Raw genomic sequence first — 15,965 nt, forward strand, 5'->3', positions numbered from 1 at the left:
CAACCCTAATATTTTAAATGGCTGTAAAACTTATGTTTATATCTCTTTCCTATGTCCTATTTCAAGGATAACTATTATTAATTTATAATCTTGAATTTCACTTCCTTTTATTGACATTTATAATATATTCCTAATTCTTCAAACACCGATTCTGCTGAATATTTTTTTGATTTTTACTATCTTGCCAAACTTTATAAATTCTCTTTTCTTTCATCGTATATTTTATCTAAAATCAAACTTCTGACGAACGATATATTATTTATTATAGTATATTCTTTTACTAATAAAAAATAGTATCTATTGATACTACTTTTCATATATATATTTTTTATCATCGCTATAATAAATTTCAATTTCCTTTTCTTTAAAGAAATTATTAATTATTTCTATAACTTCCTTATTATCCCTAGCTTCATTTTCAATAACCGTTGCATTACAAGCATCTCTATAATGTAATTTTGTAGGGATTAAACTTTGTAATTCTAAAAACATGTCTATCGTAATTTTACTTCTTCTTGCCATTTTCCCTCCTTGTATATAAAAAAATGGCGTCCTTGGTTGGATTCGAACCAACGACCCTCTGGTTAACAGCCAGATGCTCTAACCGACTGAGCTACAAAGACATCCAATTTTAATTTGGCAACTACCTATTTTCCCGCTTACGAAGTATCTTCGGCGTTCACGTGCTTAACTGCTAGGTTCGATATGTTACTAGGTGTATCCACGTGGCTATTATCACCAAATTTATTGTTCTAGGACAATTAGAAATAAATAGTAGTAGTAAAATATTACAGTAGTAAAGCTTTCGATATATTAGTACTAGTCAGCTAAATGTATTACTACACTTACACCCCTAGCCTATCTCCTCCTAGTCTCGAAGGTATCTTTGAATACTTATCTTGAAGTCGGCTTCTCACTTAGATGCTTTCAGCGATTATCCGTTCCAAACGTGACTACTCTGCCATGCCACTGGCGTGACAACAGATACATCAGCGGTTTGTCCATCCCGGTCCTCTCGTACTAAGGACAGATCTTCTCAATATTCTACGCCTGCAGTGGATAGGGACCGAACTGTCTCACGACGTTCTGAACCCAGCTCGCGTGCCTCTTTAATGGGCGAACAGCCCAACCCTTGGGACCTTCTCCAGCCCCAGGATGAGACGAGCCGACATCGAGGTGCCAAACACTTCCGTCGATATGGACTCTTGGGAAGTATCAGCCTGTTATCCCCGGGGTAGCTTTTATCCGTTGAGCGATGGCCTTTCCATTCAGTACCACCGGATCACTAAGTCCTACTTTCGTACCTGCTCGATCCGTCAATCTCGCAGTCAAGCTCCCTTTTGCCTTTACACTCTTTGGTTGATTTCCATCCAACCTGAGGGAACCTTTGAACACCTCCGTTACTCTTTTGGAGGTGACCGCCCCAGTCAAACTGCCCATCTAGCACTGTCTCATTTTATTGATTAGAATTTCAACAATATATGGTTGGTATTCCAACATTGACTCCATATTTACTAGCGTAATTACTTCTTAGTCTCCCAACTATCCTATACACACATTGCCAAAACCCAATGCCAAACTACAGTAAAGCTCCACGGGGTCTTTCCGTCCTACTGCAGGTAAGCGGTATCTTCACCGCTATTACAACTTCACCAGGTCTCCAGCCAAGACAGCTCCCAAATCATTGCACCATTCGTGCAGGTCAGAACTTACCTGACAAGGAATTTCGCTACCTTAGGACCGTTATAGTTACGGCCGCCGTTCACCGGGGCTTCAATTCGAATCTCTCAATCCTCCTCTTAACCTTCCGGCACTGGGCAGGTGTCAGCCCATATACGTCGCCTTCCGGCTTAGCATAGACCTGTGTTTTTGGTAAACAGTTGCTTGGGACTCTTCACTGCGGCCTATCTCAGCTTCGAAGTACTTATCTTCTCACTTACCATAGGCACCCCTTCTCCCGAAGTTACGGGGCTATTTTGCAGAGTTCCTTAGCTAGAGTTATCCTGTCGGCCTTAGGTTTCTCACCCTGTCCACCTGTGTCGGTTTACGGTACGGGCACTTAATCTCCTCAGTAGAAGTTTTTCTCGGCAGTGTAGGATCTGTGACTTACACTTATTGTGCTTACCCATCACCTTTCACGTTTAATTATACGGATTTGCCTATATAATCACGCTATTGGCTTAGAATAACTATTCCGTCAGTTATCTCACATACCTTCCTGCGTCACTCCATCCCTTCAATCGTTGATTTAGTGGTATAGGAATATTAACCTATTTTCCATTCGCTATGACATCCCTGTCTTCACTTAGGTCCCGACTCCCCCACGGCTGACAAACATTGCCGTGGAATCCTTGGACTTCCGGCCAGTATGATTCTCACATACTTTCTCGCTACTCATTCCTGCATTCTCACTTCTGATACCTCCAGATCGTCTTTCAACTCTCCTTCTACAGCTTACAGAACGCTCTCCTACCAACATATTTACATATGTTCCAAAGCTTCGGTTTATGTCTTAGCCCCGTTAAATCTTCGGCGCAGATACTCTCGACCAGTGAGCTGTTACGCACTCTTTCAAGGTATGGCTGCTTCTAAGCCAACCTCCTGGTTGTTTCTGAATATCCACCTCCTTTCCCACTTAGACATAATTTGGGACCTTAGCTGTTGGTCTGGGCTTTTCCCCTCTCGACCATGGACCTTATCATCCATAGTCTCACTCCTAATTATTAATATATGGTATTCGTAGTTTGCATGACTTCACTAAGCTATACGCCCGCTAGGTCAAACAGTGCTCTACCCCCACATATCTTCTATTAAGGCTGCACCTAAATGCATTTCGGAGAGAACGAGCTATCTCCTAGTTCGATTGGCTTTTCACCCCTATACCTAACTCATCTCCCATCATTTCAACGGCGGTGAGTTCAGTCCTCCACAAAGTCTTACCTTTGCTTCAACTTGGTCAGGCATAGATCACTAGGTTTCGCGTCTATAACATACGACTATCGCCCTTTTAAGACTCGGTTTCCCTTCGGCTCCGCTTTACTTAACCTCGCCATATATCATAACTCGCAGGATGATTAACCAAAATCCACGCAGTCACCCCTTAGGGCTCCTACCGCTTGTAAGCGTACGGTTTCAAATTCTATTTCACTCCCTTACTCAGGGTTCTTTTCACCTTTCCCTCACGGTACTCTCCACTATCGCTTAGTAAAAGTATTTAGCCTTATGTGATATGGTCCACACTGATTCACACCAAATTCCTCGTGCTTGATGCTACTCGGGTTATATATATACTCATATACTATTTACGCCCTACAGGACTATCACCTTCTTTGGTCTAACTTTCCAGTTATGTTCTGCTTCGTAGTATACTCATACTGTCTTATGGTAATTGACTAATATATACCCTCTACCCCATAATAGCAACGATACCCTCTTGGCACTACTATGGTTTAGGCTCTTTCCCGTTCGCTCGCCGCTACTTAGAAAATCGTTTTTACTTTCTTTTCCTCCTGTTACTTAGATGTTTCAGTTCACAGGCTTACCTCTTTCGTGTATATTCTTCTAATATACAGGTTCTCCCATTCGGATATCTTAGGATCTATGTCTATATGCGACTCCCCTAAGCTTTTCGCAGCTTATCACGTCCTTCTTCGGCTTTTACTAGCTAGGCATCCTCCGTACGCCCTTATTTAGCTTTCTCTTTCTCTTTTTAACTCTATCTATCTCTTTTGTTAAAGTTGTAATATTTTACCTACTATTCATTTCTCATTGTCCTAATAATTTTATGGTGGAGATAAGCAGGATCGAACTGCTGACCTCCGCAGTGCAAGTGCGGCGCTCTCCCAGCTGAGCTATATCCCCATAATTTTCTTTTTTGGTGGGCATGAGTGGACTCGAACCACTGACCCCTGCGTTATCAGCACAGTGCTCTAACCGCCTGAGCTACACGCCCTTATTCAAAGATAATTTGCAAACAAGATAAGAAGTCTTTTCATTTCTCCTTAGAAAGGAGGTGATCCATCCGCACCTTCCGGTACGGATACCTTGTTACGACTTCACCCCAATCACTATTCACACCTTAGGTACTTCCCTCTTTACAGTTAGGCCAGTAACTTCAGGTGCAAACAACTCTCGTGGTGTGACGGGCGGTGTGTACAAGGCCCGAGAACGTATTCACCGTGATATTGCTGATTCACGATTACTAGTGATTCCAACTTCATGGAGTCGAGTTGCAGACTCCAATCCGAACTAAGAGTAGCTTTTGAGTTTTGCTTAATGTCGCCATCTTGCTTCTCATTGTACTACCCATTGTAGCACGTGTGTAGCCCAGATCATAAGGGGCATGATGACTTGACGTCATCCCCACCTTCCTCTAGCTCTTCGCTAGCAGTTTCATTAGAGTCCCCAACTTAATGATGGCAACTAATGATAGGGGTTTCGCTCGTTGCGGGACTTAACCCAACATCTCACAACACGAGCTGTCGACAGCCATGCACCACCTGTCTTACGGTTCCTATAAGGCACAACAAAGTCTCCTTTGTCTTCCGTAGATGTCAAGATCTGGTAAGGTTCCTCGCGTAGCGTCGAATTAAACCACATGCTCCACCACTTGTGCGGGCCCCCGTCAATTCCTTTGAGTTTCATTCTTGCGAACGTACTCCCCAGGCGGATCACTTATCGCTTTTGCTTCGGCACAGAGATTTGACTCCCCACACCCAGTGATCATCGTTTACAGCTAGGACTACCAGGGTATCTAATCCTGTTTGCTCCCCTAGCTTTCGCACTTCAGCGTCAGTTTCTGTCCAGTGAGTTATCTTCATCATCGGCATTCCTACACATATCTACGAATTTCACCTCTACTCGTGTAGTTCCACCCACCTTTCCAGTACTCTAGCATTACAGTTTTGTAGGCAAGACTATGGTTGAGCCACAGCTTTTCACCTTCAACTTGTTTTGCCGCCTAGATGCCCTTTAAGCCCAATAATTCCGGATAACGCTAGCGACATACGTATTACCGCGGCTGCTGGCACGTATTTAGCCGTCGCTTCTTCTGTTGGTACCGTCATTTTTTTCTTCCCAACTAAAAGTGCTTTACAATCCGAAGACCGTCATCGCACACACAGAATTGCTGGATCAGAGTTACCTCCATTGTCCAATATTCCCCACTGCTGCCTCCCGTAGGAGTAAGGGCCGTATCTCAGTCCCCTTGTGGCCGTTCACCCTCTCAGGCCGGCTACCTATCATCGCCTTGGTAGGCCTTTACCCCACCAACTAGCTAATAGGACGCAAAGCTCTCCACTAGTAATCTCTTTTTCATTTGCAGTAGATGCCTACTACTAACTTATCCGGTTTTATCAGAAATTTCTCTCTGTTATCCCAGTCTAGTGGGTAAGTTCTTTACGCGTTACTCACCCGTCCGCCATGTGCCTTGTAAGCAAGCTTACTTAGCTCATCGACTTGCATGTGTTAAGCATTCTGTCAGCGTTTATCCTGAGCCAGGATCAAACTCTTCATTCAATTTATTTTTCCTTGTTTTTTTTCACCTTATTGTCTTTTATCTTAACTTGTTTGCATTTGTTTTTATTATCTTTTCATTGTTCTTATCAAGCTTTCTTTCCCGCTTGACAAGATATATACTAACAAATTTTTAGGTACCTTGTCAAGAAAAATTTGATTTTTTTTTGAAATTTTTTCAAACCCTTTATTTTTTAAGCTTTTCTTAATTTATACATATCTAATTTTAAAAAACTAGGGCTCTTATTTTACCCTAGTGTTATTTAGATTAATTTTTAAAAAAGACAATATTTTTTTACTTTATTTCATCAAACCTACTCCATTTAGTAGTTTTCCCAAACCAACCAAGTGGATCTATGTAACCTTTAACAGACAATATATTTTCATTTTCTAGCCACATATATACATAGTAAGTTTTTCCATCTTTTGGGTTATATATATTTCCTTTATCGTAGTAATCTCTATCTTTATTATAGTATAAATCATCAACTATCTTAAGACCTACTAACTTTCTAGTTCTTAAACTTTTGTCTTCGTTATATAAATCCATTTTATCCTTACCTTTATTTTCTCCTTCTTCATATGTAGGATTTTTCATTTCTATAATATAGACACTATATTTTTCATTTTCATCTTTTTTTATTTCAAGTATTGCGTCATAGTCATTCTTATCTACGGCATTATACCATTTCCCAACTATATCACTAGAAAAACTAAAAAAAGACATTAAAATACTGATTAATAAAATTTTTCTCACGTTCCCTCCTTTTGTTTACTAAGTAAACTAATTCTAGCACAACAAAAAGTTTTTTGTCAAGGTTTTTATATTCTTAATTTTGTTGTATTATTGAATAAAGTATAATATAATATTTCTATAAATATATTGTGTTCTGTAATTGAAAATTTAATATTCTTATGTTATCATAAAAGTAAGAAAAAAATATATCAATGAAAGGAAATTTAAGTGATAGAAAATTTTACAAATTCTACAAATTATGCAAGGAAATTTTTTAAAGATGATAAAAATTTGTTAGAAATAAAAGATTATGCAATAAGTAATAAGGTACCTATAATAACAGATGAAGTTTTATCTTTTATGCTTTTTTTGGCTAACAATAAAGACTATAAAAAAGGATTAGAAATAGGTACAGCCATTGGTTATAGTACACTTTATCTTTCTAAATTTTTAGAAATGACTACTATTGAAATAGATGAAAATAGGTATTTAGTAGCAAAAGAAAATTTTGAAAAATATAATAAAAATATTAACTTAATAAATGACGATGCATTAAACGTAATAGAAAATTTAAATGATAATTTTGATTTTATATTTATCGATGCAGCAAAAGGTCAATATAAAAGATTTTTTGATCTTTGCTATGGCAAATTAAATAAAGGTGGGTTAATATTTATAGATAATATTTTATTTAGATCTTATGTCGGATCAAATGAGTATCCTAAAAAATTTAAAACAATTGTAAATAGGTTAGATGAATTTATAACTTATCTAAGTGATAACTATAATTTTACTCTTATACCTTTTGGTGACGGAGTAGGGCTAGTTAAAAGGGAGGAAAAATGAAAATAAGAAATATTTTAGCTGGTATTGGGCTTTTAGCTTTTATAGCTTCTTGTACTAATACTCATAAATTAGTTGAATATGATAAAAATAGTTATACAAGAACTGAAATAACAACAAAAACAAATGATGAAATTTTAGAAAATAACGAATTTAAAGAAACTGTTTTTAATAGAACTCATAGAAAAGTAAATAAAGATATGAAAGGTGTTTGGATAGCAACAGCTTGGTCTATTGATTTTCCTAAAACAAGAAATGAATTTTCTCAAAAGAAAGAAATTGATGAAATTATAAAAAATGTTAAAAATTGGGGATTCAATAGCATTTTCTTCCAAGTAAAACCTGATGCAGGAGTATTTTTTAAATCAAATAGACTTCCTTGGTCTAGTTACTTAACTGGTAAAGAAGATAGAACTCCTTCATATGATCCACTAAAATACTTTATAGAAGAGGCTCATAGAAATGGTTTAGAATTTCATGCTTGGATTAATCCATATAGAGTTTCTCTAAAAGATAATTTATCAGGGGCTTCTGAGAGAAATATCGGGGTGATTCACCCAGAATGGTTATTTAGATACAAGGGACAACTTTATTTAGATCCTAGTAAAATAGGGGTTGTTGAATACCTATATAGAACAATCGAAGAAATTGTATATAATTACGATGTAGATGGTATTCATTTAGATGATTACTTCTATCCTTATCCTGATAAAGAAAATAGAGTTAAGTTATCTGAATTTGATAAAGAAGCATACAATAAAGAAAAATATAAATATAGCAATATTGGAGATTTTAGAAGAGCAAAAGTTAATGAACTTATTAAAAACTTATCTGTTTCTATACATAAAATAAAACCAAATATTTCATTTGGTGTTGCTCCTTTTGGAATATGGAGAAATATATCATCTGATTATCGTGGTTCTAAAACATACGGAACAGAGTCTTATGATAAACTTTATGCAGATACTTTAACTTGGATGCAAGAAAAATGGATTGACTATGTAGCTCCCCAAGTTTATTGGAAAATATCTAGACAAGAGGCTCCATATAAAACTCTTGTTGAATGGTGGAACCAAAAAGCAAAAGAAACAAATACACCATTATACATAGGAGAAGGCGTTTACAAAATGGATGATAAGAAAACTTGGAATTGGCCAGATAACGAAGTTAGACTCCACTCTATAATTAGAAGAGTTAACTCTAATGTTAATGGATATATCATATATGGTTACCAAACTTTATTAAAAAATCCTAGTTTAGTAAATGATATAAAATAATGAAATTTAAATTAGAATCAAAATTTAAGCCAACAGGTGATCAACCTAAAGCTATTAAAACTATAGTAGAAAATATAAAAAACAATGTAGCTAATCAAATCTTATTAGGTGTTACAGGTAGTGGTAAAACTTTTACCGTTGCTAATATAATAAACGAAGTAAATAGACCTAGCTTAATTATAGCTCCTAATAAGACTTTAGCTGCTCAGCTATACAATGAATATAAGAATTTTTTCCCAAATAATGCTGTCGAGTATTTTGTTTCATACTATGATTATTACCAACCAGAGGCATACATACCAGCAACTGACACATATATAGAAAAAGATTCTAGCATAAATGATGAAATAGATAAATTAAGACACGCGGCAACAGCCGCTCTTTTAACAAGAAAAGATGTAATAATAATAGCATCTGTTTCTGCTATTTATGGTCTTGGGAGTAAAAAAGCATACAGCGAAAATGCATTAGCTATTGATATAGACTACCCTATAACCCGAAAAGAGCTTTTAAAAAAGCTAATTGATCTTAGATATGAAAGAAATGATATTGAATTTTCTCGTGGAAAATTTAGAATTAAAGGGGACATAATAGATGTAAGGCCTACATATATGGAAAATGCGTATAGATTCAAATTTTGGGATGAAGATTTAGAAGAAATTGTTGAAATTGACTCACTTAGTTCAAAAAAAATAAGATCTATCAAAAGAACATCTATTCTACCAGCTACACACTATTTATCAACCCAAACAAATTTAAAAATGTTTGAAGATATAAAAAAAGAGATGATTGAATCTATTAAATCTTTTGAAGCTAATGAAAAATTAATAGAAGCCCAAAGAATAAAGCAAAGAACAGAATATGATATAGAAATGATAAGAGAAATTGGGTATTGTAAAGGTATAGAAAACTATTCTAGATATTTATCCGGTAAAAAAGAAGGAGAGGCTCCTGATACTTTACTTGATTACTTTCCAGATGATATGTTAGTTTTTATAGATGAATCTCATATAACTGTATCACAAATAGCAGGAATGTATAATGGAGACCATGCAAGAAAAAAAACTCTAATTGAAAATGGCTTTAGGCTACCTAGCGCTTATGATAATAGACCTTTAAAAAGAGAAGAGTTTTTTTCAAAAGTTAATCAAGTTGTGTATATAAGTGCAACTCCTAGTGATTTTGAATTAACTGTTTCTAATGACTATATAGTTGAACAACTTATCCGTCCAACAGGTATTTTAGAACCAGAAATTATTATCAAGAAAACTTCTAATCAAATAGAAGATCTATTAAAAGAAATTAAAATTCGCGTAGAAAATAAAGAAAGAGTTTTAATTACAACCTTAACTAAAAAAATGGCAGAAGAGTTAACTGATTACTATCTTGATTTTGGAGTTAAAATAAAATATATGCATTCAGATATTGATACAATAAAAAGAGTAGAAATAATAAAAGAATTAAGAGCTGGTGTTTTTGATGTATTAGTAGGAATAAACTTACTAAGAGAAGGTCTTGATATACCAGAAGTCAGTTTAGTTGCTATATTAGAAGCTGATAAAGAAGGATTTTTAAGATCAAGAAGATCTTTAATACAAACAATGGGGCGTGCTGCTAGAAATATAAATGGTAAGGTAATACTTTATGCAGATAAAAAAACTAATGCAATAGAAGAATCTATAAACGAGGTTAATAGACGTAGAATTTATCAAGAAAAATATAACCTTGAAAATAACATTGTTCCTAAAAATACATATAATAATAAGGTTGACTCTTTAGTTTCATTTGACCTTGAAAATGATGAAAACAGTACTCTTAATTTTAATTCTACTAAAGAATTAAACGATAAAATAACAAAGCTAGAAAAAAAACTTTCAATTGCTGTTTCAAATCTAGATTTTGAAAAAGCAATTACACTAAGAGATGAAATTAAGGCACTTAAAAAAGTGCTTATGGAGGTATTATAATGCAAATATTAAAAATTGCCGAATTAAATACAATGATAAAAGAGTATCTCGAATCAAATTCTCTTTTGAGATTCATTTGTGTTGAAGGAGAAGCAAGTAATGTAAAATATCAACAAAGACATCTTTATTTTACTCTAAAAGATAAAGATGCTAGCATTAACTGTGCTGCTTTTAATTACTCTATAAATAATATTCCTTTAGATATAAAAGAAGGAGATAAAATAAAAGTTTTCGGTAATGTAAATGTATATAAAGCAAATGCAAGTGTTCAAATAGTTTCAAATAAAATAGAAAAAGCAAATAAGTTAGGAGATCTTTATGTTAAAAGAGAAGAACTTATAAAACTTTATGAAAAAAAAGGCTACTTTGATAAAAGTATTAAAAAAACTTTACCTTTATTACCACAAACAATAGGAATAGTTAGTTCTCATACAGGTGCAGCTATACATGATATAATAAATACAACTCATAAAAGAAATCCAAATGTAACAATTTATATTTATTCAGCAAAAGTGCAAGGCGATGGTGCTAGCACTGAAATTGCTAACGGTATTAGATACTTTAATAGTTCTAACTTAAATATAGACTGTATTATAGTTGGTCGTGGTGGAGGAAGTATCGAAGATTTATGGGCTTTTAATGAAGTTGAGGTTATTGAAGCTATACATGAATCTAATATACCCATTATTTCTGCTGTTGGACATGAGGTTGATATACTAATTTCTGATTATGTAGCAGATGTTAGAGCTTCTACTCCAACACAGGCTGCAGAGATTTTAGTACCTCTTAAATCAAGTTTAATCGATAATTTAAATAATTTAAAAAGTAAGTGCAATAAAGCTCTTTTAAATACTGTAGATAAAAATAAATACAAGCTTAACTTACTTAAAGAAAATTATCAATTAAAGCAATTTTATTCTATACAAATACTTGAAAAAATTAATTTGTTAGAAAAATTAAAACTGGATTTAAAAAAGGAGTTAGTTCATAAATTAAGCACCAAAGATAAGAGAATGGAATTGGCTTTATTAAATAATAAATTTAATACTTTTATTAATTTAAAACTTCAAAATTCAAAAAATACACTTAATAACCTAGCTACTAAACTAGAAAAATTTGATAATTCAGATATATTAAATAGAGGATATACTATTACATTAAAAGATGGTAAAATAATTAAAAATGCCGATATAAAAAAAGGAGATAAGTTAAAAACTATTTACTCGGGTAATAAAACTATTGAAAGCGTGGTAGAATAATGGAAAAAAGATTAGAATACATTTCTTGGGAAGAATATTTTATGGGAGTTGCTTTTTTATCAGCTCAAAGAAGTAAAGATCCAACAACACAAGTTGGAGCTTGTATTGTAAAAGATAACAAAGTTATTGGCATGGGCTATAACGGATTTCCTAAAGGCTCTGATGATGATTTTATGTCTTGGGAAAGAGAAGGAGATATATTAAATACAAAATATCCTTATGTTGTTCATGCAGAATTAAATGCTATTTTAAACTCTATAAAATCACTAGATAATTCTACTATTTATGTAACTCATTTCCCTTGCAATGAATGCTCAAAAGCAATTATTCAATCAGGAATTAGTGAAATTATATATTTTTCTGATAAACATAAAGGCTCTGACTCTACTAAAGCGTCTGAACTTATTTTAAAAAATGCTAATGTATCTTATAGAAAATATGAGGGTAATAAGCTAAAATTAGAAGTCTTATTTAAAGACTAAATCTTGAGTTAGTAGCCTAAAGGAGAGGCGGCAGTCTTCGAAACTGTTTAATGTAGGTTCGATTCCTATCTAACTCGCCATTTAAAATAAAATTATTTATATACATAAGAAAAAAGGATGACATCAAAATCATCCTTTTTTATCCAATTATTTCTATATAGTTTTCTATATCTTCTTTTTTTAAATTTTTATCAGGAACTTCTATAACTTTTACTTTTATACTCTTATCGTATATTTTTGTTTCTATTATATCTCCTTTTTTTACACTATATGATGGCTTTTTCTCTATATTATTTACCAAAACTCTTCCAGCATCGCTAACTTCATTAGCAACCGTTCTTCTTTTTATTATTCTGCAAACCTTTAAAAATTTATCTAATCTCATTATCTTAACTTTCTATTTTTTGCTACTCTATCTATAGCTATAATAAATGATCTTGTTCTTAATTCTTTAATCATTTCATGAATTTCTTGCAATACCTTTGTAGAACTTATACCTGGTTCTTGTTCTTTTCTTATAATATAGATTAACTCTTTTGTTTTTAACTCCATTATTTCATATGATTCTAAAGTCTCATAATGTTTTTTTATTAAATTAAGAATTTTTTTATCACTAGATGTTAATCTTATACTTTCATAATCTTCTCTTGTATATTTAGGTAAAATCTTTTCGCTTTCAACTACAACTTCTTGTAATTTTTTCTCTACTTTTTTAACTACTGGTTTTACTACTTTTTTCTCTTCTACTACAACCGGTATTATCTTTACTTTTTCTTCTACCCTTACTTTTGGTTTTTCGCTAGATATTACTACTTCACCAGATTTTATTTCTATATTTTTATAATTACTAGGATTTGTTTCCTTTGGTTTTTCTAATAAAACTTCACTATTAGGTCCATATAATCTATAATATTCTTCTCTTTCTTCTTTAGTTAAAGTAGATAAAAAATCATCTATTTTTTCATCTTCCTTTTTTGAATCTTTTATTTCAACAATTTCAACTTCTTGCTTAGTATATGTTTTTTCTTCGTAAGTATTTTTTAAATTTTCTTTTTTTTCTGTTTCTATAATTTCTCTACTTATATAACTTCTACCATATGGATCAGTATGTGTTGTGCTACAAGAGATTATAAACATAGAAAATGTAGCTGCTATTATTACTTTATTTTTCATTCTTCCACCTTCTTTAAAAATTCCTCTTTATTTAATTCTAGCATAGTTTCATTATTTTTTAAATGATTTTTATGCCTTTTTATAATTACCTTATTCTTTTTTTCATAAATTCTTTCTATGAAATTTTCTTTTGCGAATATTTTTATTTTAACATAAGAAAATAGTTCCTTAGTCTTTATTGGCATCTTACCAAATCTATCCATTAACTCTTTTTCTATTTCTTTTATTTCTTCTATTGATTCAGCATTGTATATTCTTTTATATATTCTTATTCTTTCATTTTCTTTTATATATTCATTTGGAATATATCCATTATTATATATTTCAACACTTACATTTTCTAGAACTTCTTTTTTATTTTCTTTAGTTTTTGCTATTTCCTCTTTTAACATTTTTAAATAAAGGTCATAGCCAAAACTTTCTATTACACCACTTTGTTTTTCCCCTAGAATCTCTCCTGCTCCTCTTATATTCATATCTTCTACTGCAATTTGATAACCACCTTGAGTTATATCCTCTATTGTTTTCATACTAAGTTCTTTGTCTTTTGCCTTACTTGATATATTAGAATCTCTTAGTAAATAGCAGTATGCTTTTTTCTCTGCTCTTCCTACTCTTCCTCTTAACTGATAAATTTGTGATAAACCTAGTTTTGTAAAATTATCTATTATTATCGTATTAGCATTTGGTATATCAATTCCATTTTCGATAATAGTTGATGCTATTAAAACTTCAAATTTTTCATCTTCAAAGTCCTTTATTTTTTTTCTTATTTCTTTTGGATTTAATTGACCATTTATATACTCAACTTTAATATAACTAGGAAGTATTCTTTTTATTTCTTTTTTTAGCTCTTCCATTTTTTTTACATCATTTGAAACATAATATACTTGGCCTTCTCTTGCTATTTCTTTTAAAATAATCTCTCTTAATCTTTCACTTGTGATATTTTCAATAACTTCTGTTTTTATAGGCTGTTTTTTTTCAGGAGGTGTTGCAATTATTGAAATATCTCTTATACCTAACAAAGCTAAATTTAATGTTCTTGGTATCGGGGTTGCTGTTAATGTTAAAACTTCTAATTTTTCTTTTTTCTGTTTTAATTTCTCTTTATGTTTTACACCAAATTTTTGTTCCTCATCTATTATTAATAAACCTAAGTTTAAAAATTCAAGCTTATCACTTAATATTTTATGAGTTCCTATTAAAATATTTGTTTTTCCGTTTTCTACGTTTTCTAATATTTTTTTATTTGAATTTAGTCTTGAATATACTTCAACTTCTAATGGATAATCTTCAAATCTTTTTTTAAAGTTTTTGTAATGTTGCATAGCAAGTATAGTAGTTGGTGCTAAAACTGCTACTTGATACCCATTCATAGCCGCTATGAAAGCTGCTCTTATTGCAACCTCTGTTTTACCATATCCAACATCTCCACAAATTATTCTATCCATCATTTTAGGGCTTCTCATGTCTTCTTTCACATCATTTATAGCCTTTAATTGGTCTATTGTTTCTATGTATTCAAATTTTTCTTCAAACTCATTTATAAATACATCCTCTGTAGAAAAAATTATACCTTTATTTTCATTTCTTTTTGCTTGAACTTCTATTAATTTTTTAGCAACTTTTTCTATATCTTCTTTGTATTTTAATTTTCTTTTTTCAAATCCTCTTGTACCTAATTTATACAAAGATGGTTCTTCGTTAGATAGATTTATATATTTTTCAAGTCTTGAAATACTTTCAATAGGTATATATAGTTTATCTCTATCTTTATAGCTTACACTTAATACTTCTTTATTATTTATTATTTCTAAACCATTATATTTACCTACTCCATGAACTATATGTATAACATAATCTCCTTTATTTAACTCATTTACATCTTTATATTTTGTTACCCTTCTTCTTTTGTTCGAGTAAAGTTTATCATATTCTGTTTTATAGTTTCTATTTTCACTTATACTTACATTTAATAATTTTGATTTACTAAGTAATTCTTTATATCTTTGTATGAATACATCTTTATTTTCTGGCTCTACTAAACATAGAGTTTCTACGTGATAAGAAATTAGTTCTTCATTTTCTAGTAATATTTCAACATCATTTTTTAGATATTTTTCTAAAAGTGTTGTCATTAAAATAGCGTCCCCTTGTAATTTTGTAGAAAATATTCTAATTGAATCTCGATTTTCAAATGATTTTTGAGTTTCTAAATCAAAATACTTAATTTTTTCTAGTTCTATATCAAAAAAATCAAGTCTTATAGGGAAATCTTGCCCGTAAGAAAATATATCTATTATATCTCCTCTTACTGAATATTTTCCTATTTCATCAATTATATATTCTTTTTCATAAGAAAATTCTAGTAATTTTTCTTCTATTTTTTTTAAACTATACTCTTTACCTTTTTCTAGGATAAAATAATCTAATTTATCAAAAAAAACTTTCATAGCTAAATTTATATCACAAAAAATATACTTTTTCTCATCTTTTTCTAAACACTCTATCAATTTTATGTTAAAATCTAGACTTTCTTTTTCATCTGAATTTTCTATTTTAAATAAATATGCGTTTTTATTCTCCAATATTGCCTTGTTATAATAATACTCTAAATTTTTTATTGATGAACTTATGTATATTTTATTATTTTTATTTATCTTTTCTAAATATTCTATTACATTTTCTTTTAATAAGTTAGTCATTTTTTC

General features: G+C 31.8%; 11 protein-coding genes, 4 tRNA genes and 3 rRNA genes. 6 read left to right on the forward strand and 12 right to left on the reverse strand.

The window, feature by feature from the left end; all coding sequences use genetic code 11:
- Positions 1–191: 191 nt before the first annotated feature.
- From OMES3154_RS06570 to OMES3154_RS00345, 9 genes are all read right to left on the reverse strand, one after another.
- Complete coding sequence (locus tag OMES3154_RS06570; protein WP_269432394.1) at positions 192–317, reverse strand: hypothetical protein; 126 nt, start codon at positions 315–317, stop codon at positions 192–194.
- A complete protein-coding gene (locus OMES3154_RS00310) occupies positions 307–522 on the reverse strand; it encodes an RDAC family protein (RefSeq protein ID WP_156682867.1) in 216 nt (71 codons plus the stop codon). Before OMES3154_RS00310 ends, OMES3154_RS06570 begins: the two co-directional genes overlap by 11 nt.
- 24 nt (positions 523–546) lie before the next feature.
- Positions 547–623: transfer RNA gene (locus tag OMES3154_RS00315), tRNA-Asn, on the reverse strand.
- 11 nt (positions 624–634) lie between these two features.
- Positions 635–743: ribosomal RNA gene (gene rrf, locus OMES3154_RS00320) — 5S ribosomal RNA — on the reverse strand.
- A 50-nt stretch (positions 744–793) separates the two neighbouring features.
- A 23S ribosomal RNA gene (locus OMES3154_RS00325) occupies positions 794–3,699 on the reverse strand.
- An 86-nt stretch (positions 3,700–3,785) separates the two neighbouring features.
- Positions 3,786–3,861: transfer RNA gene (locus OMES3154_RS00330), tRNA-Ala, on the reverse strand.
- A gap of 14 nt (positions 3,862–3,875) precedes the next feature.
- Positions 3,876–3,952, reverse strand: a tRNA-Ile gene (locus OMES3154_RS00335).
- 53 nt (positions 3,953–4,005) lie between these two features.
- Positions 4,006–5,517: ribosomal RNA gene (locus OMES3154_RS00340) — 16S ribosomal RNA — on the reverse strand.
- Together the 16S, 23S and 5S rRNA genes with 3 tRNA genes alongside form the textbook arrangement of a ribosomal RNA operon.
- A gap of 292 nt (positions 5,518–5,809) precedes the next feature.
- A complete protein-coding gene (locus tag OMES3154_RS00345) occupies positions 5,810–6,271 on the reverse strand; it encodes a DUF2147 domain-containing protein (RefSeq protein WP_156682868.1) in 462 nt (153 codons plus the stop codon).
- A 207-nt stretch (positions 6,272–6,478) separates the two neighbouring features.
- On the opposite strand from OMES3154_RS00345, the gene OMES3154_RS00350 reads away from it, so the two are divergent.
- From OMES3154_RS00350 to OMES3154_RS00375, 6 genes are all read left to right on the forward strand, one after another.
- Positions 6,479–7,096, forward strand: a complete 618-nt coding sequence (locus OMES3154_RS00350) for an O-methyltransferase (RefSeq protein WP_156682869.1) — start codon at positions 6,479–6,481, stop codon at positions 7,094–7,096.
- Positions 7,093–8,370: a glycoside hydrolase family 10 protein gene (locus tag OMES3154_RS00355; protein WP_156682870.1), complete on the forward strand. Its 1,278-nt coding sequence runs from the start codon at positions 7,093–7,095 to the stop codon at positions 8,368–8,370. The genes OMES3154_RS00350 and OMES3154_RS00355 overlap by 4 nt, the downstream gene beginning before the upstream one ends.
- Entirely contained in the window at positions 8,370–10,337 is a 1,968-nt protein-coding gene (uvrB, locus tag OMES3154_RS00360; protein WP_156682871.1) for an excinuclease ABC subunit UvrB, read from the forward strand. The genes OMES3154_RS00355 and uvrB overlap by 1 nt, the downstream gene beginning before the upstream one ends.
- Positions 10,337–11,596, forward strand: a complete 1,260-nt coding sequence (gene xseA / locus OMES3154_RS00365; RefSeq protein WP_156682872.1) for an exodeoxyribonuclease VII large subunit — start codon at positions 10,337–10,339, stop codon at positions 11,594–11,596. Before uvrB ends, xseA begins: the two co-directional genes overlap by 1 nt.
- A complete protein-coding gene (locus OMES3154_RS00370; RefSeq protein WP_156682873.1) occupies positions 11,596–12,078 on the forward strand; it encodes a deoxycytidylate deaminase in 483 nt (160 codons plus the stop codon). The genes xseA and OMES3154_RS00370 overlap by 1 nt, the downstream gene beginning before the upstream one ends.
- A 5-nt stretch (positions 12,079–12,083) precedes the next feature.
- Positions 12,084–12,158, forward strand: a tRNA-Arg gene (locus tag OMES3154_RS00375).
- 59 nt (positions 12,159–12,217) lie between these two features.
- Here the strand turns inward: OMES3154_RS00375 and OMES3154_RS00380 are convergent.
- The 3 genes from OMES3154_RS00380 to OMES3154_RS00390 are packed head-to-tail and all read right to left on the reverse strand — an operon-like array spanning position 12,218 to position 15,959.
- Positions 12,218–12,463: a S4 domain-containing protein gene (locus OMES3154_RS00380; RefSeq protein ID WP_156682874.1), complete on the reverse strand. Its 246-nt coding sequence runs from the start codon at positions 12,461–12,463 to the stop codon at positions 12,218–12,220.
- Entirely contained in the window at positions 12,463–13,251 is a 789-nt protein-coding gene (locus tag OMES3154_RS00385; RefSeq protein WP_156682875.1) for a hypothetical protein, read from the reverse strand. The genes OMES3154_RS00380 and OMES3154_RS00385 overlap by 1 nt, the downstream gene beginning before the upstream one ends.
- On the reverse strand, positions 13,248–15,959 hold the full coding sequence (locus OMES3154_RS00390) for a DEAD/DEAH box helicase (RefSeq protein ID WP_156682876.1): 2,712 nt from the start codon (positions 15,957–15,959) through the stop codon (positions 13,248–13,250). The genes OMES3154_RS00385 and OMES3154_RS00390 overlap by 4 nt, the downstream gene beginning before the upstream one ends.
- Between the last annotated feature and the right edge of the window lie 6 nt (positions 15,960–15,965).

Origin of the sequence: Oceanivirga miroungae (assembly GCF_902505095.1) — a bacterium.
In the GTDB taxonomy this organism is placed as follows: Bacteria; Fusobacteriota; Fusobacteriia; order Fusobacteriales; family Leptotrichiaceae; genus Oceanivirga; species Oceanivirga miroungae.

Bases quoted from the DNA above. Each gene is read 5' to 3' on its own strand.
- OMES3154_RS06570 (WP_269432394.1), bottom strand. From the start codon at position 317: ATGAAAAGTAGTATCAATAGATACTATTTTTTATTAGTAAAAGAATAT.
- OMES3154_RS00310 (WP_156682867.1), bottom strand. From the start codon at position 522: ATGGCAAGAAGAAGTAAAATTACGATAGACATGTTTTTAGAATTACAA.
- OMES3154_RS00355 (WP_156682870.1), top strand. From the start codon at position 7,093: ATGAAAATAAGAAATATTTTAGCTGGTATTGGGCTTTTAGCTTTTATA.
- uvrB (WP_156682871.1), top strand. From the start codon at position 8,370: ATGAAATTTAAATTAGAATCAAAATTTAAGCCAACAGGTGATCAACCT.
- xseA (WP_156682872.1), top strand. From the start codon at position 10,337: ATGCAAATATTAAAAATTGCCGAATTAAATACAATGATAAAAGAGTAT.
- OMES3154_RS00370 (WP_156682873.1), top strand. From the start codon at position 11,596: ATGGAAAAAAGATTAGAATACATTTCTTGGGAAGAATATTTTATGGGA.
- OMES3154_RS00380 (WP_156682874.1), bottom strand. From the start codon at position 12,463: ATGAGATTAGATAAATTTTTAAAGGTTTGCAGAATAATAAAAAGAAGA.
- OMES3154_RS00385 (WP_156682875.1), bottom strand. From the start codon at position 13,251: ATGAAAAATAAAGTAATAATAGCAGCTACATTTTCTATGTTTATAATC.
- OMES3154_RS00390 (WP_156682876.1), bottom strand. From the start codon at position 15,959: ATGACTAACTTATTAAAAGAAAATGTAATAGAATATTTAGAAAAGATA.